18 protein-coding genes are annotated in these 20264 nt (G+C 72.1%); 10 read left to right on the forward strand and 8 right to left on the reverse strand.

Annotated elements, in window-relative coordinates; all coding sequences use genetic code 11:
• The first annotated feature begins 19 nt into the window (after window positions 1-19).
• Window positions 20-1132 (forward strand): DegT/DnrJ/EryC1/StrS family aminotransferase, encoded by a 1113-nt coding sequence (locus tag DPM19_RS24355; RefSeq protein WP_111870330.1) that lies wholly within the window; start codon window positions 20-22, stop codon window positions 1130-1132.
• Window positions 1133-1172: 40 nt separating this feature from the next.
• Here the strand turns inward: DPM19_RS24355 and DPM19_RS24360 are convergent, their stop codons facing one another.
• From DPM19_RS24360 to DPM19_RS24375, 4 genes are read right to left on the reverse strand one after another with little or no spacing between them, the layout of a single operon-like run.
• Window positions 1173-1433 carry an acyl carrier protein gene (locus DPM19_RS24360; protein ID WP_111870331.1) on the reverse strand — a complete coding sequence of 87 codons (261 nt, stop codon included), beginning with the start codon at window positions 1431-1433 and terminating at the stop codon, window positions 1173-1175.
• 32 nt (window positions 1434-1465) lie between these two features.
• Window positions 1466-2683, reverse strand: coding sequence for a ketosynthase chain-length factor (locus DPM19_RS24365; RefSeq protein WP_111870332.1), 1218 nt, complete (start codon window positions 2681-2683; stop codon window positions 1466-1468).
• Window positions 2680-3948 carry a beta-ketoacyl-[acyl-carrier-protein] synthase family protein gene (locus tag DPM19_RS24370; protein ID WP_111870333.1) on the reverse strand — a complete coding sequence of 423 codons (1269 nt, stop codon included), beginning with the start codon at window positions 3946-3948 and terminating at the stop codon, window positions 2680-2682. Before DPM19_RS24370 ends, DPM19_RS24365 begins: the two co-directional genes overlap by 4 nt.
• Window positions 3945-4301, reverse strand: coding sequence for an antibiotic biosynthesis monooxygenase family protein (locus DPM19_RS24375; protein WP_111870334.1), 357 nt, complete (start codon window positions 4299-4301; stop codon window positions 3945-3947). The genes DPM19_RS24370 and DPM19_RS24375 overlap by 4 nt, the downstream gene beginning before the upstream one ends.
• A 188-nt stretch (window positions 4302-4489) precedes the next feature.
• Between DPM19_RS24375 and DPM19_RS24380 the strand changes: the two genes are divergently transcribed.
• Complete coding sequence (locus DPM19_RS24380; protein WP_111870335.1) at window positions 4490-5626, forward strand: Fic family protein; 1137 nt, start codon at window positions 4490-4492, stop codon at window positions 5624-5626.
• A gap of 250 nt (window positions 5627-5876) precedes the next feature.
• On the opposite strand, the gene DPM19_RS24390 is transcribed toward DPM19_RS24380, so the two are convergent.
• The 3 genes from DPM19_RS24390 to DPM19_RS24400 all read right to left on the reverse strand — a co-directional run bounded on the left by DPM19_RS24390 (window position 5877) and on the right by DPM19_RS24400 (window position 9863).
• Window positions 5877-6869 carry a DUF389 domain-containing protein gene (locus DPM19_RS24390; RefSeq protein ID WP_111870336.1) on the reverse strand — a complete coding sequence of 331 codons (993 nt, stop codon included), beginning with the start codon at window positions 6867-6869 and terminating at the stop codon, window positions 5877-5879.
• Window positions 6870-6935: 66 nt separating this feature from the next.
• Entirely contained in the window at window positions 6936-8744 is a 1809-nt protein-coding gene (locus DPM19_RS24395; RefSeq protein ID WP_233510706.1) for an alkyl/aryl-sulfatase, read from the reverse strand.
• 105 nt (window positions 8745-8849) lie between these two features.
• Entirely contained in the window at window positions 8850-9863 is a 1014-nt protein-coding gene (locus DPM19_RS24400) for a LacI family DNA-binding transcriptional regulator (RefSeq protein ID WP_111870338.1), read from the reverse strand.
• Between the two features lie 166 nt (window positions 9864-10029).
• On the opposite strand from DPM19_RS24400, the gene DPM19_RS24405 reads away from it, so the two are divergent.
• Genes DPM19_RS24405 through DPM19_RS24430 form a run of 6 tightly spaced genes read left to right on the forward strand, consistent with a single transcriptional unit; the run spans window position 10030 to window position 16259 of the window.
• Entirely contained in the window at window positions 10030-11028 is a 999-nt protein-coding gene (locus tag DPM19_RS24405; RefSeq protein ID WP_111870339.1) for a zinc-dependent alcohol dehydrogenase, read from the forward strand.
• Window positions 11025-11609, forward strand: a complete 585-nt coding sequence (locus tag DPM19_RS24410) for a TRAP transporter small permease (RefSeq protein ID WP_111870340.1) — start codon at window positions 11025-11027, stop codon at window positions 11607-11609. The genes DPM19_RS24405 and DPM19_RS24410 overlap by 4 nt, the downstream gene beginning before the upstream one ends.
• The gene (locus DPM19_RS24415) at window positions 11606-12880 is read left to right on the forward strand and encodes a TRAP transporter large permease (RefSeq protein ID WP_111870341.1); all 1275 of its coding nucleotides are present in this window, start codon (window positions 11606-11608) and stop codon (window positions 12878-12880) included. Before DPM19_RS24410 ends, DPM19_RS24415 begins: the two co-directional genes overlap by 4 nt.
• A gap of 52 nt (window positions 12881-12932) precedes the next feature.
• The gene (locus tag DPM19_RS24420; RefSeq protein ID WP_111870342.1) at window positions 12933-13940 is read left to right on the forward strand and encodes a DctP family TRAP transporter solute-binding subunit; all 1008 of its coding nucleotides are present in this window, start codon (window positions 12933-12935) and stop codon (window positions 13938-13940) included.
• A gap of 19 nt (window positions 13941-13959) precedes the next feature.
• A complete protein-coding gene (aroQ, locus tag DPM19_RS24425; protein WP_111870343.1) occupies window positions 13960-14394 on the forward strand; it encodes a type II 3-dehydroquinate dehydratase in 435 nt (144 codons plus the stop codon).
• Between the two features lie 32 nt (window positions 14395-14426).
• The gene (locus DPM19_RS24430) at window positions 14427-16259 is read left to right on the forward strand and encodes a sugar phosphate isomerase/epimerase and 4-hydroxyphenylpyruvate domain-containing protein (protein WP_111870344.1); all 1833 of its coding nucleotides are present in this window, start codon (window positions 14427-14429) and stop codon (window positions 16257-16259) included.
• 8 nt (window positions 16260-16267) lie between these two features.
• Here DPM19_RS24430 and DPM19_RS24435 read toward each other — a convergent pair whose 3' ends face one another.
• Window positions 16268-16900 (reverse strand): pyridoxamine 5'-phosphate oxidase family protein, encoded by a 633-nt coding sequence (locus DPM19_RS24435; protein WP_111870345.1) that lies wholly within the window; start codon window positions 16898-16900, stop codon window positions 16268-16270.
• 112 nt (window positions 16901-17012) lie between these two features.
• Here DPM19_RS24435 and DPM19_RS36815 point away from each other — a divergent pair, with 112 nt between their 5' ends.
• Both DPM19_RS36815 and DPM19_RS24445 read left to right on the forward strand, forming a co-directional pair.
• Window positions 17013-19256, forward strand: a complete 2244-nt coding sequence (locus tag DPM19_RS36815) for an arylsulfatase (protein ID WP_111870346.1) — start codon at window positions 17013-17015, stop codon at window positions 19254-19256.
• A 102-nt stretch (window positions 19257-19358) separates the two neighbouring features.
• Complete coding sequence (locus tag DPM19_RS24445) at window positions 19359-20264, forward strand: ABC transporter ATP-binding protein (RefSeq protein WP_111870347.1); 906 nt, start codon at window positions 19359-19361, stop codon at window positions 20262-20264.

Raw genomic sequence — 20264 nt, forward strand, 5'->3', positions numbered from 1 at the left:
AGGATGGTGGTAAACGCTTATGACGACTCGGGTGTGGGACTATCTCGACGAATACGCCAATGAACGCGACGACATCCTCGACGCGGTCGAGACGGTGTTCCGCTCGGGGCAGCTCGTACTCGGCCGAAGCCTGCGGGAGTTCGAGGCCGAGTTCGCCGCCTACCACGGGATGTCGCACTGCGCCGGCGTCGACAACGGCACCAACGCGCTCAAACTGGGTCTCCAGGCGCTGGGGGTCGGCCCCGGCGACGAGGTGATCACCGTGTCGAACACCGCGGCGCCCACCGTGGTGGCGATCGACGCCGTCGGAGCGACCCCGGTGTTCGTGGACGTGCACCGGGAGAACTACCTGATGGACACCGACCAGGTGGCCGCCGCCATCACCCCGCGCACCCGCTGCCTGCTACCCGTGCACCTGTACGGGCAGTGCGTCGACATGGAGCCGCTGACGGCGCTGGCCGCCAAGCACGACCTGGTGATCCTGGAGGACTGCGCCCAGGCGCACGGCGCCCGGCACCACGGCCGGCTCGCGGGGACCATGGGCGACGCCGCCGCGTTCTCGTTCTACCCGACCAAGGTGCTCGGCGCGTACGGCGACGGCGGCGCCACGATCACCGACAACGAGCAGGTGGACCGCAACATGCGGCGGCTGCGCTACTACGGCATGGAGGACCGCTACTACGTGGTCGCCACGCCGGGGCACAACAGCCGGCTCGACGAGGTGCACGCGGAGATCCTGCGCCGCAAGCTCCGCCGGCTCGACGACTACGTCGCCGGCCGGCGCGCCGTGGCCCAGCGCTACGCCGAGGCCCTGGCCGACACCGACCTGGTCCTGCCGAAGACCGTGCCGGGCAACGACCACGTCTACTACGTCCACGTGGTGCGCCATCCCCGGCGCGACGCCATCCTCGAAGCGCTCAAGACCTACGACATCCACCTGAACATCAGCTACCCGTGGCCGGTGCACACCATGACCGGCTTCGCCCACCTCGGCTACGCCCGGGGTTCGCTTCCGGTGACGGAGGAACTGGCCGGGGAGATCTTCTCGCTGCCGATGTACCCGGCACTGTCCCCGGACACCCAGGACAAGGTCATCAGCGCCCTCCGCGAGGTGCTGGCGAACCTCTCCTGAGGCGCCGGAGACGTGGCCGGTCACGTACTTCGGCGGGATTTCAGGCGACCTCGGTGACGGCGCCGTTCACCAGCGAGAGCAGCTCCCGCGGTGTCTCCGACTCCGTCACCTGGTCGTCGTCCAGCCGCACCCCGTAGTCGCGTTCGATGCGGGCGGCGGTCTCCAGCAACGCGAGCGAGTCATAGCCCAGCAGCTCGAACGTGGTGTCCGGGAGGCCGTCGCCCGCCGCCGCCACGCCCTCGCCCTCGCCGGCGCACTCGCGCATGATCTCCATGAGCTCCGTCACGGTCAGCTTCGTCATTGCGGTACCTGCCTCTCTGTCGGGGCCTCGCCTCATCGAGGCCCGCGTACGACCATCGCGGCGTTGAACCCCCCGTGCCCCCGGGCCAGCACGAGCGCCACCGACAGCCGGGCCCGCCGCGGGGCCGACACGAGGTCGAGCTCGTACTCCGGGGCCGGGCGCGGCACGTTGACCGTCGGCGGGATCACGCCGTGCCGGATCGCCAGCAGCGCCGTGGCCAGGTCGAGCGCCGCGCCGCCCGCGCCGAGCCGTCCCGTCATCGTCTTCGGCGCGGTGACCGGCACGCCGGACGGGCCGAAGAGCGCCCGCAGGGCGTCCGCCTCGATCGCGTCCAGCTCGGGCACCCCCGCCGCGTCGGCGAAGACCACGTCCACCTCCCGGGCCGTGACGCCCGCGTCCGCCAGGGCCAGTTCGGCGGCGCGCCGCAGGGTCGGCGGGCGGTCCGTACCGGGCGGGGGGTCGAAGGTGGCCGCGTAGCCGGAGATCTCCCCGTACACCGTCCGCGCGCCGCGGGCCCGGGCCCCGTCCGCGCTCTCCAGCACGAACAGCGCGCCGCCCTCACCGGGGACGTGTCCGGTCGCGCCGGCGTGGAACGGCCGGTACGCCCGGTCCGGTTCCTGCTCGGTGCTGACCCGGCCGGTGGACTGCTGGGCGACCCAGCCCCAGGGGCAGGGCGAGCCGTCCACCCCACCGCCGATCATGAAGGGGATGCCGCCGCGTACCTGCCGCCTGGCCTGCGCCAGGGAGTCGAGCCCGCCGGCCTGCTCGGTGACCAGCACGCCGCTGGGCCCGCGCAGGCCGTGCCGGATCGAGATCTGGCCGGTGTTGACCGCGTAGAACCAGGCGAAGGACTGGTAGGCGCTGACGTGCTCGGGCCCCTTGCTCCACAGCTTCTCCAGCTCGCGGTGGCCGAACTCGAAGCCGCCGGCCGTGCTCGCGGTGACCACGCCGACCGCGTACTCGGGTAGTTCGGACGGCTCGACACCGGCGTCCGCCAGCGCCTCGTCCGCCGCGACGAGCGCCAGCCGCGTCATGTGGTCGGTCTGCGGCAGCAGCCGGCTGGGCAGGTGGTCGCCCGGCTCGAACCCGGCGATCTCGCCGGCCAGCCGGCTGCTGTACGGCTCGGGGTCGAACCGCGTGATCGGCCCGATCGCGGCGTCCCCGCGTACCGTCGCGGCCCAGTGCCGGCCGGCGTCCATGCCGGTCGGCGCCATGACGCCGATCCCGGTCACCACGGTGGCGGCGGTCATGCGGCCGATACCTCCGGCCGGGTCAGGACCATGGCGCTCTGGAAGCCGCCGAAGCCGCTGCCCACGGTGAGCGCGGCGCGCACCGGCTGCGCGCGGGCGTGCAGCGGGACGTAGTCGAGGTCGCACTCCGGGTCGGGCTCGTGCAGGTTGGCGGTGGGCGGGATGACGCCGTGCTCCATCGCCAGCGCGCACGCCGCGATCTCCAGCGAGCCGATCGCGCCGAGCGAGTGACCGATCATCGACTTGATGCCGCTGACCGGGACCCGGTAGGCGTAGTCGCCGAGGCTGCGCTTGAAGGCGGCCGTCTCGTGCCGGTCGTTCTGCTTGGTCCCGGAGCCGTGCGCGTTGACGTAGTCCAGGTCCGAAGGGGAGAGCCGGGACTGCGCCAGGGCCGCGTCGATGGCCTCGGCCATCTCCCGCCCGTCGGGGCGCAGGCCGGTCATGTGGTAGGCGTTGCTGCGCGAGGCGAACCCGCCGATCTCCGCGTAGATGTGCGCGCCGCGCCGGCGGGCGTGCTCCAGCCGCTCCAGGACGAACACCGCGGCGCCCTCGCCCAGCACGAAGCCGTTCCGGGTGCGGTCGAACGGCCGGGACGCCCGTCCCGGTTCGTCGTTGCGGGGCGTGGTCGCCTTGATGGCATCGAAGCACGCCATCGTGATCGGCGAGATCGGCGCGTCGCTGGCCCCGGCCACCATCACGTCCGCCGACCCCTCGCGGATCAGCCCGACCGCGTGTCCCACCGAGTCGAGCCCGGAGGTGCAGCCGGTGGAGACCGTGGAGACCGGGCCCTCGGCGCCGACCTCCCAGGCCAGCTCGGCGGCGATCGAGCTGGGCACGTAGTGGTTGAACAGGTGCGGTACCGCGTACGACTCGTCCACGAGCCACTTGCGCCCGCCGTCGCTGACGACGACGTACTCCTCCTCCAGCCCCATCGTGCATCCCACCGCGCTGCCGATGACCACCCCGGTGCGGGCCGGGTCGAGGTCCTCGCGGTCCAGGCCGCTGTCGTCGAGGCATTCCCGGGCGCTCACCACGGCCAGCTGGGTGACCCGGTCCATGCGCCGGACCTGCTGCGGGGACAGCCCCTCGCGCAGCGGGTCGAAGTCGCACTCCGCGGCGACCTGCGAGCGGAACGGGGAGGGGTCGAAGAAGGTGATGCGCCGGGTCGCCGGACGGCCGGCGGCCAGCAGTTCCCAGTACCGCTTGGTGCCGATGGAATCGGGGGCGACGACACCGATTCCCGTGATGACCACGCGATGGTTCATGGGAGGTCTCGACCGGCTTCGTCGCCCGCGGGCCCCGCGGAAAAACTCCGGCGCGGCGCGTACAGGTTGGGTTCGCTGGCGCTCAGCCCACGCAGTGTCATGGCGTGCGGCTTGAATGCCGGATGGGCCAGCGCCTTCCGGAAACTGGCGGCGTCGCGCCAGTGCGCGATGTTGATGAAACTGTGCGGCTCATCGACGTGCTGGAGCAGTGTGTTGCGGAGAAAGCCGTCCTGGCGCGTCATGAACTCCGAGACCTCCGCGAAGACGCGCTCGAATTCCTCGGGGGAGGCGTGGACGGTGAATCTGTTCACAAAAGTGACCTCGCCACTCGTGTTGGCGCCATCGGTCGACATTCCGACCCACCCTTTGCAGTGACAATGCGGTAGCGACGGGTCAAACCTGCTCAACGGCTCTCGCAGCACCCTTGACGATGACTGGACCGACCGCTTCGAGCCGCCCTCGACGGACCACGCTCGCCGCACCTGCTGCACGTCCGGCGACACACTTTGACGTGGTGATTGCGTCATCGTATCGTTCGGTCATGTTGTTTCCCGTCCCGAGCCTGGACGCCGCCGACCGCCGGGTGCTCGACGAGGTCGAGTCGATGCGGCACGAGTTGCGGCACCAGGTACGTGCGGTGCCCGTCAAGTGGGCGGAGGGGCTGCGGAAGTTCCTCACCGCGGACGCGGTGGCCGCGTCGAACTCCATCGAGGGGTTCCGGGTCTCCACGGTCGACGTCGCGGACCTGATGGAGGGGGAGCGCGACGTCGAGGTCTCGGAGGAGAACCGGGAAGAGACACTCGCCTACCAGCGCATGATGACCTATATCCAGACCTTGCATGACGTGCCGGACTTCTCGTACGGCAAGGGGCTGCTGAACGGCCTGCACTGGATGCTCCAAGGGCATCGCCACACCGCGGGAAAACCCGCCGGGCAGTGGCGCAGGGGGCCGGTGTACGTCACCGATGCCCGCGATCCGAGCATCGCCGCCTACACGGGGCCCGACGCGCACGAGGTGCCCGGCCTGATGGCGGAACTGGTCGACTGGCTGAACGCCGCCGACGAGGCGCACCCGCTGGTGCGCGCCGCGATGGCGCACCTGCACCTGGTGTCGATCCACCCCTGGAGCGACGGGAACGGCCGGATGTCCCGCTCCCTGCAGACGCTCATGATCGCCAGAGAGGGGGTCCTGGCACCGGAGTTCTCCTCGATCGAAGCGTGGCTCGGCCGCCCCGGGAACACCTGGGAGTACTACCGGGAACTCGGCGCCCGAGGCCCGGCCTACCGCCCCGACCAGGACGTCTCCGGCTGGATCCGCTTCAACCTCGTCGCCTACCACCAGCAGGCCCAGACGGTCCGCAACCGCCTGCGGAGATCCGGCCAGGTCTGGACGGCCCTCGCGGACTTCGCCGCGGGCGGGCGCCTCGACGAACGCGTGATCTCGGCGCTCCACGAGGTCGCGCTGAGCGGCCGGGTCCGGCGGCTCCGGTACGAGCACGCCGAAGGGCTGAGCAAACAACAGGCACAACGAGACCTCCGCGACCTCGTGGCCGCGGAGGTACTCGAATCGGTGGGCCGGACCAGAGCCCGCTACTACACCCCCGGCCCCCGCTTCCCGACCGGGGCGCTGGAGGTGGCACGGACCCCGATGAGCCTCATCGACCCCTACCGGACCTGAGCTCTCCGCCTGACCGTCCACCGGCTTCAGCGGTGCACCCCGGACCGGCGACATCAGCCACGGCGAGCAGCTCACGTGCGCCGGCCTCGATTTCGGCGGGGGAGACGCCGGCGTCATGGAGCTCCCGCTCCAGGGTTTCCCAGTCCTGCGGGATGCGCTTGGGCACGGTCACTCCTCCTCGAACTCAAGGCCAGCCTTAACCTAGGCTCTCCGGTCGCACGGTGGAGGTGGGTCGGTAGAACCGGCCTGGTCAGGGTCCCACGTGCCCGGCGTCGATCGTGCGGCCCCAGGTGGTCTCCACGACGACGGACGAGCCGGCGGGGACGACGCCCCGGAGGCGGGCGCGCAGGTCCGGGATCGGAGGCAGCGCCGCGGAGGTGCGGACGGAGATGTGGAAGGTCGTCGATCGTGCCTGGACGTCGGTGACGGTGGCGTGCGGTTCGGCCGCCAGCCACTCGGTCGCGACCCGCTCCACCCGGGTCTCCCAGACGGCGAAGAGGTAGTTCGCCGCCGTGCTCAGGACCAGGGGCACCGCCACGAGCAGGCCGAGCCCGCCGAGCGCCAGGACGGTCCGGGTGCGCGAGACGGCGGGGGCGGGGACGGCGTAGCCGAGGGCGGCGAAGACGAACGTCCCGGCCAGCACGAGCGATAGCATGTTGGACAGGAACAGCACCAGCGCGCCGGCCGCGAGCATCGGCGCGCCGTCTCCGAGGCAGACGCCGGCCACGACCAGCGGCGGCACGAGTGAGATCGCGATCGCCACCCCGGGCAGGACCGCGGCCACGTCGCGGCGGGCGAGGGCGACGGCCCCCGCGAGGCCGGTCGCCAGTGCAGAGAGCAGGTCCGCCAGGCCGGGTGACGTCCGCCCGGAGATCTGGGCGTTGGACAGTAGCTCGTACGACCTCGGCACGGCCAGGGACGCCACCAGCCCCACGGCGACGACCGTGGCCGCGCCGCCGAGGGCGAACCGCCCCGCGCCGGTTCTGGAGCGTTTCACCAGCCCCAGCGCCACCCCCATGATCGGCGTCGACAGCGGGGCGATGATCATGGCGCCGATGACCGTCGCGGTCGAGTCGGACAGCACACCGGCGGCGGCGATCACCGAGGACAGGACGAGCATCGTCCAGAACGCCGAGTGCTTGGACGCGCGGTCGCCGGTGCGCAGATCGAGATCGTCGGTGAGCTCCTCCAGCGTCCGCCGCTGCGCCACGGGAACGAGCCGGCTACGTACCTGCGCAAGCATGTCGCTTCCGTCTCGGGCCCGGGATCCTCGGGGCGGGCGGTTCCGCGGGCACGACGCCCGGGGGGCTCAGGGGGTGACGATGTCGAAGTCGCGGTCGCCGCGGTCGAGGAGGCCGAGCAGCGTGCCGAGTGCCTGCCGGTCGCCGTCGAGCCGGGTCCCGTCCAGGTTCCCGGTGGTGGCCAGGGCGAGCAGTTGCGGTCTGGTGAGGGTCACGGTCAGGTCGGCCGGGGTGCCGTCGTGGGCGCGCGTCCGGGTGAGGACGCCGTTGGCGAGGCTGAGCCGCACCTCCTCCTTGAGGTCGGTGAGGTTCCAGTCGATGATCAGGTGGACGTCCCAGGCGCGCGGGCCGTTCACCCGGATGGCCAGGGAGTCGAAGATCTGGTCGGTGCCGAGGGCCTGGAGGACGTCCGGGCTGGTGCTGTCGATGGTGCTGACAGGTTTGTGGCCGCGCAGTTCGGCCGCCCCCTGGAGGTAGAAGTTCCGCCAGGTGCCGTTCTCGCTGCCCTGGCCGAGCCGGTCGTAGACCTCGGCGAGGAGGTCGCGGGCGGCGGTGTCGCCGGGGTCGGCGAACACCAGGTAGTTGAGCACCTGGGCGGCCCAGCGCAGGTCGCCGGCCGCGGCGGCCGCCCGGGCCTTGGGCAGGACGGCTTCGGCGCCGCCCATGAACTCCACGTGCTTCCTCGCCGACTCCTGCGGCGGCAGCTCCCACAGGTGGGCGGGGTTGCCGTCGAACCATCCCATGTACCGCTGGTAGACGGCCTTGACGTTGTGGGAGACCGAGCCGTAGTAGCCGCGGGCGTGCCAGGCCCCCTCCAGTGCGGGCGGCAACCGGATCAGCTCGGCGATCTCGGTGCCGGTGTGGCCCTGGTTGAGCAGCCGCAGGGTCTGGTCGTGCAGGTAGGCGTACAGGTCGCGCTGCTGCCGCAGGAAGCCGGTCAGCTCGGCGGTGCCCCAGGTCGGCCAGTGGTGGGAGGCGAACAGCACGTCGGAGCGGGCGGCGAACAGTTCGATCGCCTCGGTGAGGTAGCGCGCCCACACCCGCGGGTCGCGCACCGGGGCGCCGCGCAGCGTCAGCACGTTGTGCAGGTTGTGGGTGGCGTTCTCGGCCATGCACAGCGCGCGCCGCCCGGGGATGTGGAAGTTCATCTCGGCGGGCGCCTCGGTGCCCGGGGTGAGCTGGAACGCGATCCGGACCCCGTCGATCACCTCCTCCTGGCCGGTCTCGTGCACCGACAGCGTGGGCGCGATCAGGGAGATCGTGCCGGCGGAGGTGGTCTGGCCGAGCCCGGTACCGATCTGCCCGGCCGGTCCCTTGGGCAGTTCGGTGCCGTACATGTAGATCGCGCGCCGGTTCATCGCGGTGCCGGCGTAGACGTTCTCCGAGACCGCGTGCTCCATGAACTCCGCCGGGGCCACGATCGGGACGTCCTCGGTCCCGTCGAGGACACCGCGGACCCCGCCGAAGTGGTCGGCGTGGGAATGGCTGTAGATCACCGCCGTCACCGGGCGCCGCCCGCGGTGCTCGCGGTACAGGGCCAGCGCCGCCGCCGCGCATTCGGTCGACAGCAGCGGGTCCACGACGATGACGCCCCGGTCGCCCTCGATGAAGGAGACGTTGGACAGGTCGAAGCCGCGCACCTGGTAGAGACCATCGGTGACCTGGTAGAGGCCGTGCTTGGCGGTGAGCCGGGACTGCCGCCACAGGCTCGGGTTCGCCGTCTCCGGGCACTCCGCGGCGAGGAACGCGTAGGCGTCCAGGTCCCAGACGACCCGGCCCGCGGCGTCCTTGATCTCCCGGTGTGCCGCCGAACCGACGAAGCCCCGGTCGGCGTTCTCGGCATCGGTCCGGTCCTCGGGTGGTGGCTGGACGTTCACGGCTTCTCCTCGGGACGCGTGCCGGCGGCGCTGCCGGTCACCTCCCCCGGCCCGGCCCAGTTCAGCGCAACGAAAAGGGCAAAAGGCCATATCCGGCGACGTACGTCAGCGCGGGGCGGGGCCGGTGGACCGGCGGATGGCCAGGTGGGAGGGCAGGACGACCTGGTTGCGGGCGGGGCGGGCGCCGTGGCGGTCGCGCATGGCCAGGAGCATGTCGACGGCGGTGCGGCCGGACTCCTGGAACTGGCCGGCGAGGGTGGTCAGCGGCGGGGAGCAGAAGTCCGCGCCGAAGATGTCGTCGTAGCCGACGACGCTGAGGTCCTCCGGCACGGCCACGCCCCGCTCGGCGCAGCGCCGCAGGACGCCGATGGCGAGCAGGTCGTTGTGCGCGACGGCGGCGGTGGCGCCGGTGCCGAGTGCGGCGTCGGCGGCGGCGCCGCCACCGGCCAGGGTGGGCGGGAAGGGGCCGATCCGCTGGGCGGAGACGCCGTGCCGGCCGGCGGCGGCGGTCAGGGACTCCCAGCGGCGCGCGCCCAGCCAGGAGCGGGGCGGCCCGGCGAGGAAGACGATCGAGCGGTGCCCCAGCGAGGCGAGGTGCTCGACGATCTGGCGGGTGCCCTCGGCGTGGTCGACGATGACGCTGGGCACTTCGGCGACCTGCCGGCTGACGAGGACGAGGCGGTGCCCGGCCGAGAGTTTCGTGATCTCCTCGTCGGACATGCGGCTGGCCGCGATGACGAACCCGTCGACGGACGGCCCGAGCCGTTCGATGTTGCGCGCCTCGACCTCGGGTGACTCCTCGGTGTCGCCGACGATGAGCGTGCAGCCCGCGGCGCGCGCCTGGTGCTCGGCCCCGCGGATGACCCCGAAGAAGTGGGGGTTGGTGATGTCGGAGACGAACAGCGCCAGGGTGTCGGTCCGGCCGGAGGGCAGCGCCCGGGCCAGGGGGTTGGTGCGGTAGCCGAGCCGGGTCGCGGCCTCGATCACCCGGGCGACGGTGGCGGCGTTGACGCGTCCGGGGTTGGACATCGCGCGCGACACCGTGGAGGGCGACACTCCCGCCTCCTTGGCCACGTGGTAGATCGTGGGCCGCCCGCTGCCCGCTCTTCCCGTTGCCATGTGACCTCCGCTCGACCCGTCAGCGCACAGGACAGTTTCCCATGATGGAAAGTTTTGGCAACCGCTTGCCATGCGCTGAACGGCAGATCTAGTGTCAACGGAACATTCCGGACATGTGGCGGGGGTCACAGTGACCCCCGTCACTCATGAGCGAGGAACGAACCACATGCGGGCAATCGTCCTGACGGGACCCCGGCGCGCCGAGGTCATCGACTCCTGGGCGGAGCCGGAACCCGGGCCACATGACGTGGTCGTCGCGATGCGCGCGGTCGGCCTGTGCGGATCGGACCTCGGCGTCTACGACGGCACCCGCCCCACGCCCGCCCTGCCCTGGGTGATGGGCCACGAGGGCGGCGGGCGGATCGTCGCTACCGGCTCAGCCGTGCGCGACCGCCGGATCGGGCAGCACGTGGCGATCGAGCCCAACTACTGCTGCTTCTCCTGCCCGCCGTGCACCCGCGGCATGACCTCCGGCTGCGAGAACAGGCTCAGCCCCGGCATCACCGTGCCGGGGCTGCTCGCCGAACGGGTCGCCGTCCCCGCACGGTTCGCCTGGCCGCTGCCGGCCCCGGCCGGCGCCGAGGTCCTGGCGTGCGTCGAGCCGTTCGCGGTCGCCCGGTCGGCGGTCCAGCGGGCCGGCGTGCGCCCCGGCACCGACTGCCTGGTCGTCGGCGCCGGATCGCAGGGGCTGCTCACCTGCCTGTCGCTGCTGGCGGCCGGGGCCCGGGTGTCCGTCACCGACCCGCGCGCCGACCGGGTCACGACCGCCGAACGGCTCGGGGCCCGGGCCGCCGAGCCCGACGGCAAGCGCGACTTCCCGTTCGTCTTCGACACCGCCGGAACCCCCGCCGCCTGGGAGACCTCGACCCGCGCGGTCGCCACCGGGGGGACCGTCATGGTGATCGGGATGGGCCACGAACCGGTCGGGCTGTCGACGATGGAGCTGGCCCGGCGGCAGCTCCAGGTGCGCGGCTCCCTCATCTACGACCATCCGGACGACTTCGCCGCGACCGTCGCCGCGGTCGTCGGCGCGGCTCCCCGGCTCGCCGGCCTGCTGCGTCCCGGAGTGCCCCCGGAGGAGGCCGAGCGGGCCTTCGCCGAGGCCCGGACGGCTCCCGGCAAGTCCTGGATCGACCTGTCCACCTGGGAGGAGGACCACCGATGACCCATGGCACCGCCCCGCCCCCGGGGCGCCGGCCCGGCCGCGTCCTGCGGGGGCTGTCCCTGGCCGAGGCCACCGTGGGCGGCCTTCTGCTGGCGCTGCTCGGCGCCCTGATGCTGCTCCAGGCCGTGCAGCGCTACCTGCCCGGTGGCGGCTGGGTGTGGACCGGGGAACTCGCGCGGTTCTCCTTCGTCTGGCTCACCTTCGCCATGTCGGGCTACCTCGCGGCACGCGACGGCCACATCTCCCTGAAGCTGGTCGACATCGTGGCCGGGCCCCGGCTGCTGCGCGTCGTCGGCGCCGCCGCCAACGCCACCGTCGCGATCGTCTGCCTCAACCTCGCCTACGAGGCGTGGGTCCTGGTCACGGCCGGCGGCGAGCAGACCTCGCCCGCGCTCGGCATCCCGATGAACTCCTTCTACGTGATCCCGCTCGCCGGGCTGGTCCTCACCGCCGTCCGCTCGACCGTCGCCGTCTTCCGGCCGGAACCCGAAACAGACGAAACAGACGAGACAGACGAAATGAACGAGCTGGACGAGGACGACCAGGCCGGTCCCGAAAACCGAGAGGAGCGGCCGACATGAGCATGGTGCTGCTCGCCGCGTCCATCGCCGCGCTCCTGCTGCTGCGCGTCCCCGTGGCGTTCGCGCTGCTCGGCCCCTGCCTCACCTACGTCTCCCTGGAGGGCTACTCGGCGGGCCTGAGTGTCCGGCAGGTCACCGAGGCGATCAACAGCTTCCCGCTGCTGGCCGTCCCGCTGTTCATCCTCGTCGGCGTCGTCGCCAACCGCGCCGGCATCGCCGACCGGCTGTTCGAGTTCGCGCTCGCCGCGCTCGGCCGGGTCAAGGGCAGCCTCGGCTACGTCAACATCGGGGTGAGCCTGGGCTTCTCCTGGATGAGCGGTTCGGCGCTGGCCGACGCCGCCGGTCTCGGCAAGGTCGAGGTCCCCGCGATGATCCGCAACGGCTACCCGAAGCGGTTCGCCGTCGGCATCACCGCCGCCTCCAGCCTGCTCGGACCCGTCATGCCGCCGAGCATCCCCGCGGTCGTCTACGCGGGCATCGCCGGCATCTCGACCGGAGCGCTGTTCGCCGCCTCGGTCGGCCCCGCGTTCCTCATGGCGGCGGGACTGGCCGTCATGGTCTACCTGTGGGCGCGCCGGCAGAGCGGCCTGCGCGGCGAGCCCTTCTCCTGGGCGCGGCTGCGCCGCGCCGGGCTGCGCGTCCTGGGCCCGCTGGGCGCGCCGGTGATCATCCTCGGTGGCATCCTCGGCGGGCTGTTCACCCCCACCGAGGCCGCGGCGGTGGGCGCCGCCTACGTGCTCGCCCTCGGTGCCGTCTACCGGCGCATCTCCTGGCGGGACCTGTTCGGCATCGCCCGGGAGACCGCCGCCACCACCGCGTCGATCACCCTGATCGTCGGCGCGTCCGGGCTGCTCGCCTGGATCCTCGCCCGCGAGCAGGTCCCCCAGCAGGTCTCCGAGACGATGCTCGGCCTCACCGACAACGCCGTCGTCTTCCTGCTGCTGGTCAACGTCCTGATGATCCTGCTGGGCGCCGTCCTGGAGGGCATCTCGGTGCTGGTGATCACGGTGCCGATCCTGCTGCCGATCGCCGCCGAGTTCGGCGTCGACCCCATGCACTTCGGCGTGATCATCATCATGAACCTGATGATCGGCCTGCTCACGCCGCCGGTCGGCGCGGTGCTCTACGTGCTGAGCCCCGTCACGCGGACGCCGGTCCACGAGGTTTTTCGCGGCACCCTCCCGTTCCTGGTCCCGCTCGTGATCGTCCTGCTCATCGTGACCTTCGTCCCCGCGACCGTCACCTTCCTGCCCCGGCTGCTCGGCCTGTAGCGGCCCCGAGCCGTAACCACCCACCTCCCAACCCCCGTGAGGAGCAAGGTCCATGCCGAAAACCCCCCACAAGGCGCTGCTGGCCCTGTCCGCGACGGCCGTCCTGGCCACCGGCTGCAGCGCGATGAACAGCGGAAGTGACGGAGGCACCGTCACGCTGTCCTTCGCCAACAGCTACACCACCGCCCACCCGCACACCCGCTGCGGCATCCAGGCCGTCGCCAACGCGGTCAACGGCCAGAAGCTCGGGGTGGAGGTCAAGACGTTCCCCAACAGCCAGCTCGGCAACGACGCCACCCGCTTCACCTCCGTCAAGGCCGGCGACATCGACATGGACGTGCAGGGCTCGTCCGCGCTGGCCGAGAGCTTCGCGCCCGTCGGCGTCCTGGACATGGCCTACGCGTTCGACGGGCCGGACCACCTGTTCTCCTTCTTCGACGGCCAGCACGGCACCCGCCTGAAGGGGGAGTTCGGCACGGCGACCGGCACCCGCGTCCTGGACGTCTGGTACTTCGGGATGCGGCACTTCACCGCCAACTCCGCGATCCGCAAGCCCGACGACCTCAAGGGCCTGCGGCTCCGGTTCCCCGACTCCAAGATCTACCTGGAGAACGCCAAGGCCATCGGGGCCAAGCCCACCGCGGTCGCGTTCGAGGAGCTGTACCTCAGCCTGCAACGCAAGATCATCGACGGGCAGGAGAACCCGATCCCGACGATCGCGGAGAAGAGCCTCGACGAGGTCCAGACCCACGTCAACCTCACCGGCCACCAGACCGGTTCCCAGCTCATCGTCATCAACGCCGAGAGCTGGAAGAAGCTCTCGGCCACGCAGCAGCAGGCGCTGCAGAAGGCCGTCTCGGACGCCCGCGCCGGCAACCGCAAGTGCATCGAGGACGACGAGGCGAAGATCCTCGCCGAGTGGAAGAGCAAGGGCAAGCCCACGATCGTCGAGAACGTCGACCGCACCGCGTTCATCACGAAGGCCGGAGCGTACTTCGGCGGCTCCCTCACCGGTGCGCAGGCCGAGCTGTACAAGGCCGCCCGCTCCTCCGCGCCCTGACCCCCGAAAGGACCGATCTGTGCAGGTTCGCGTGCTCAACGGCCCCAACCTCGGCAGGCTCGGGGTAAGGGAGCCGGACAAGTACGGAACCGCCACCTACGCCCAGCTCGTCGCGACCTGCCATGCGGCGGCCGGCGAGCTGGGCGTGGACGTGGCGGTCCGGCAGACCGACGCCGAGCACGAGATGCTCGGCTGGATCCACGCGGCCGCCGACGACGGTGCCGCCGTGGTGCTCAACCCCGCGGCGTGGACGCACACGTCCGTCGCGCTGCGCGACGCCTGCGCGATGCTGACGGCGCCGCTCGTCGAGGTGCACCTGACCAACGTGCACGCCCGCGAGCCCTTCCGGCAGCACTCCTACATCTCGCCGGTCGCCGCCGCGGTGATCGCGGGCTGCGGCATCGACGGGTACGCGCTCGCGCTGCGCTGGCTGGCGGGCCACGCCGGGCGATGAGCCGGCCGCCCCGGGAACGGAGGGAGGAACCCATGCGACGGTCGATCGCGACGGTGTGCCTGTCGGGCACGCTGGAAGACAAGCTGAGCGCGGCCGCGGCCGCCGGGTTCGACGGCGTCGAGATCTTCGAGAACGATCTGCTCGCCTGCCCGCTCAGCCCCGAACAGGTCGCCGCGCGCTGCGCCGACCTCGGCCTGGCCATCGAGCTCTACCAGCCGTTCCGCGACTTCGAGGCCGTCCCGGCGGAGCTGCACCGGCGCAACCTGCGCCGGGCCGGGCACAAGTTCGCGCTGGCCCGGCGGCTCGGCGCCGGCACCGTCCTGGTGTGCTCGACCGTCGCGCCCGAGGCCGTCGACGACGACGACCTGGCCGCCGGGCAACTGCGCGCCCTCGCCGACCTCGCCGCCGAACACGGGCTGCGCGTCGCCTACGAGGCCCTGGCCTGGGGGCGGTTCGTCCGGACCTGGGAGCGTTCGGCGGACCTCGTCCTGCGGGCCGATCATCCCGCGCTGGGCCTGTGCCTCGACAGCTTCCACGTGCTGTCCCGCGGCGGCGACCTCGCGGGCCTGGCGGGGTTCCCCGCCGAGAAGCTCTTCTTCCTCCAGCTCGCCGACGCCCCCCACCTGCGCATGGACGTGCTCCAGTGGAGCCGCCACCACCGGCTCTTCCCGGGGCAGGGCGCCTTCGACCTCACCGGCTTCACCTCGCAGGTGCTCGCGGCCGGCTACCCCGGCCCGCTGTCGCTGGAGGTCTTCAACGACGTCTTCCGCCAGGCGCCGCCCGACCGGGCCGCCGTCGACGCGATGCGTTCCCTGGTCGCGCTGGAGGAGCGGCTCGTCCGCCACGGCCCCGCCCGCGGGTACGCCACGCCGCCCCCCGCGGCGCCCGCACCGGAGGGCTTCGCCTTCGTGGAACTGGCGGCCGACGCCGAGTCCGGCACCGCGGCGGCCCGCGCCCTGGCCGCCACGGGGTTCGCGCACATCGGACAGCACCGGTCCAAACCCGTACAGCTCTGGCAGCAGGGCGAGGCCCGTGTCCTGCTCAACGCCACCGGCACGGCCGGAGCCGCCATCGGCGCGTTCGCCGTCGAGACCGGCGACCCCGAACGCGCGGCGCGGCGCGCCACCGCGCTGCTGGCACCCGCCCTGCCACGGACCCGCGGCACGGCCGAGGCCGACCTGACGTCGGTGGCCGCCCCCGACGGCACCGCCGTCTTCTTCTGCCGCACCGGCGCCCCGGACGGCTGGCTCGGCGACTTCATCCTCTCCGGCACGCCCGGACCGGCCCGGACGGGCATCACCGCGATCGACCACCTCGCCCTGTCGCAGCCCTTCGACGCGTTCGACGAGGCGACCCTCTTCTACCGCTCCCTGTTCGGCCTCGAACCCGAGCACGACGCCGAACTCGCCGCCCCCTTCGGGCTGGTGCGCAGCCGGGCCGTCACCGACCCCGGGCGCCTGCTGCGCCTGCTGCTCGACGGCACCCTGCTGCGCCGCGGCGCCTGGGCGCCGGCCGTCCCCGACCCCCAGCACGTGGCCTTCGCCACCGACGACATCTTCCGCACCGCACGGGCCCTGCGCGACCGGGGCGCCCCGCTCCTGGACGTCCCCGCCAACTACTACGACGACCTGGACGCCCGCCTCGCCCTCGACCCCGCCCTGCTCGCCGCCCTGCGCGAGCACAACGTCCTCTACGACCGGGACGGCGACGCCGAGTACTTCCACCTCTGCACCGAGATCCTCGGGTCACGGATCTTCTTCGAGATCGTCCAGCGCTCCGCCGGCTACACCGGCTACGGCACCGCCAACGCACCCGTCCGCATGGCCGCCCACCGCGCCGCCCACTCCCGGTCCGGACTCCGCTGAGGGCCGCTTCAGTACTGGTTGGTTCTGGCCTCGATGGCGAGCCCGGCGTCGATCACCTTGGCGGGGACTCCCTTGATGCCCATCTGGTCCTTGGCGATCCGGCCGAACGTGGGGAGGTCCTTGCGGTCCGGCCAGGTCTCGGGCTTCCACAGCGAGGAGCGCAGGAACGCCTTGGCGCAGTGCATGTACAGCTCCTGCACCTCGATGAGGAGGGCCAGTTGCGGTCGCTTGCCCTTGACCACCATGTCGTCGAAGAACGGGGCGTCCGCCACGAGCGTGGCGCGGCCGTTCACCCGGAGCGTCTCGTTCATTCCCGGGACCATGAACAGCAGCCCGACGTGCGGGTTGTGCAGGACGTTGCGGAAGCTGTCGACCCGGCGGTTGCCCGGCCGGTCGGCGAGGACCAGCCGGTGGTCGTCCAGGACCAGGACCGATCCGGGCGGGTCTCCCCGGGGGGAGACGTCGCAGGTTCCGTCCGGGTTCGAGGTGGCCAGCGTCAGGAAGGGGGAGTGGGCGATGATCGTGCGCGCGTGCTCGTCGATCCGGGCGATGTCCTTGTCCCAGATGGTCTGGGGTGGCTCTTTCACGATCTCGCGGAGTTCGGCTTCGGTCGTCACCGTGCGGATCTCGGAAGGATTCACCCCACGAATATAAGGCAAGCCTTGCCTAAAATCTGGGCTGCGATCATCCCCGGAAACGATCCGACATATTCGTACTCGACGGTCCGGACCAGGCGAAGGCAGACTCGCTCACATGACCAGCGAACCGATCTTCCGCAGGGCCGGCCGGCCGCCGGACGGCGCCCCGAACATCGTCGCCATCGTCCTGGACGACACCGGCTTCGCCCAGCTCGGCTGCTTCGGCTCCGACGTCGCCACCCCCTACATGGACCGGCTGGCCGCCGGCGGCCTGCGCTACAACCGGTTCCACGTCACGGCCCTGTGCTCGCCGACCCGGGCGTCGTTCCTCACCGGACGCAACCACCACGCCATCGGCATGGGCTTCCTCGCCGACATCCCGCTGAACCACCACGGCTACACCGCGCGGATCCCCCGCTCGGCCGCCACCCTGCCGCGGATCCTGCGCGACGGCGGCTACTCCACGCTCGCCGTGGGCAAGTGGCACCTCACGCCGCGCTTCGAGCGTTCGGCGGCCGGCCCGTTCGACCACTGGCCGCTGGGCGTCGGCTTCGAGCGCTACTACGGCTTCCTCCAGGGCGACACCAACCACTACGCGCCCAACCTGGTGCAGGACAACCACTACGTCGACCCGCCCGCCACCCCGGAGCAGGGCTACCACCTCACCGAGGACCTCACCGACCGCGCCATCCGCTACCTCGACGACCAGCGGCACGCCGCCCCGGGCAAGCCGTTCTTCCTGTACTTCGCCCCCGGCGCCATGCACTCCCCGCACCACGTGACACCCGAATGGGTCGAGCCCTACCACGGGCGGTTCGACCACGGCTGGGAGGCCTGGCGGGAGGAGACCTTCCGGCGGCAGCGCGCGGCGGGCGTCGTCCCGCCCGGCACCACCCTCACCCCCCGCCCGGACTGGGTGCCCGCGTGGGACGGGCTCGGCGCCGACGAACGCCGCATGTACGCCCGCCAGCAGGAGGTGTTCGCCGGGTTCCTCACCCACACCGACGCGCAGATCGGCCGCCTGATCGACCACCTGGCGGAGACGGGCCGGCTGGACAACACGATCGTCGTGCTGTTCTCCGACAACGGGGCCAGCGCCGAGGGCGGCGTCGCCGGCAGCGTCAACGAGCACCGCTTCACCGCCGGGATCCGCGAGTCCCTCGCCGACAACCTCGCCCACCACGACGACTGGGGCGGGCCGCGCACCTACAACCACTACGGGTGGGGCTGGGCGTGGGCGGGCAACACCCCGTTCCGGCTGTGGAAGCGCTACACCTGGCTCGGCGGCACCCGCACACCCCTCATCGTGCACTGGCCCGCCGGGATCCGGGCGCGCGGCCAGGTCCGCGACCCGGTCGTGCACGTCAACGACCTGTTCCCGACGCTGCTGGACGCCGCCGGCGTCCGGGCCCCGGACGTCGTCGACGGGATCGACCAGCAGGAGATCGACGGGGCGAGCCTCCGCGCCACCTTCGACGACCCGGCGGCGCCCGCGCCCCGCGACACCCAGTACTTCGAGATGCTCGGCTCCCGCTCCCTCATCCACGGGCGCTGGAAGGTGACCACCGACCACGTCTCCACGGGCGTTCTCGACGAGGAAGACCTGCTCACCGGCAGCCGCTCCTTCGAGGACGACCACTGGGCGCTGTTCGACCTGTCCGCGGACTTCTCCGAGGCCACCGACCGGGCCGCCGACCACCCGGGCGTCGTCGCCGAACTCCGGCGGCTGTGGGACCGCGAGGCCGAACGCAACCACGTCCTGCCGCTGTTCGACAACCTCGTGGAGCGGTTCGGCGCCTTCATCGGCCCGGCCTGGCCCGCGGGCGACGACCGCACCTACCGTCCCGGCGCCTCGCCGGTCTGCGACGAGTCCCTGCCGATGCTCTTCGGCGGCTTCCGCCTCAGCGCCGAGGTGGAGGCGACCGCCGACCCGGACGGCGTCCTGCTCGCCCTCGGCGACTGGAACGGCGGCTTCGCCCTCTTCGTCGCCGAAGGCCGCCTCACCTTCACCTTCTCCCGCGCGGGCGAACCCCTCGAAGTCACCGCCGACCGCCCCGTCCCCGCCGGGCGGCAGAGCCTCGGCGTCCTGCACACCACCGGACCCGGCGGCTCCGCCTTCCACCTGCTCCACGACGACACCGTGGTGGGCGCCCTGACCTTCGCCGGCCTCCTCCCCGTGGCCCTCCAGCACGGCGGCGCGGGCCTGCGCCTGGGCCACGACACGGGCCTCCCCGTCTCCGACCGCTACCGCATCCCGTCCTCCTGGAACGGCCGCCTCCTGTCCGTCCGCCTCCGCACCCCCGGGTCCGGCCCCATCGACCCGCGAACCGAACTCCGCGCCGCCCTCCACGCCGACTGAGGGCATCCGGCCGGTCGTAGGGCGGCGTCAACCGATCGGCTGATGGCGGGACGAGCGCTTCGGGCGATGCGGGCGGGCACCGCCCGGGGCGATCCTCGAAGCATGCCAATCATCGAAGTCAGCGGCCTGCGCAAGGCCTACGGCGGCCGTCCCGTGGTGGACGGCGTCGCGTTCACCGTCGAGGAAGGGGAGATCTTCGGGATCCTCGGCCCGAACGGCGCCGGCAAGACCACGACGGTCGAATGCATCGAGGGCCTGCGCGAGCCCGACGCCGGTGCCGTCCGCGTCGCCGGGCTCGACCCGCGCGCCGACCGCAACGCGCTCACCAGGATCCTCGGCGTCCAGCTCCAGGAGAGCGAACTCCAGGAGAAACTGACCGTACGGGAGGCCCTGGAGCTCTACAGCGCCTGCTACCCGAACCCGGTCGGCTGGCGCGAACTCGCCGAACGCCTCGGGCTCACCGGCCGGCTCACCGCCCGCTTCGGCAAGCTGTCCGGCGGCCAGAAGCAACGCCTGTTCATCGCCCTCGCCCTCATCGGCAACCCCAGGGTCGTCGTCCTGGACGAGCTGACCACCGGCCTCGACCCGCGCGCCCGCCGCGACACCTGGACGCTGATCGAGGAGGTCCGGGACTCCGGCGTCACCGTCCTCCTCGTCACCCACTTCATGGAGGAGGCCCAGCGGCTCTGCGACCGGATCGCGGTGATCAAGCGGGGCCGCGTCGCCGCCCTCGACACCCCCGCCGGCCTGATCCGCCACAGCGCCGGCGGCACCGTGATCTCGTTCGCCCCGTCCCGGCCCCTCGCCGACGGCGACCTGGCCGGCCTGCCCGAGGCCAGGACCCTCGAACGGCGGAACGGCCGCCTCACCATCCACGGCACCGACACGACCGCCGGCGCGGTCATCTCCCTGCTCGCCCGCCACCAGATCACCCCCCACCAGTTGCGGGTCACCGACGCCACGCTGGACGACGCCTTCCTCGAACTCACCGAAGACCGGGAGAACTGA

This window comes from Actinomadura craniellae (assembly GCF_003289645.1).
GTDB lineage: Bacteria > Actinomycetota > Actinomycetes > Streptosporangiales > Streptosporangiaceae > Actinomadura_D > Actinomadura_D craniellae.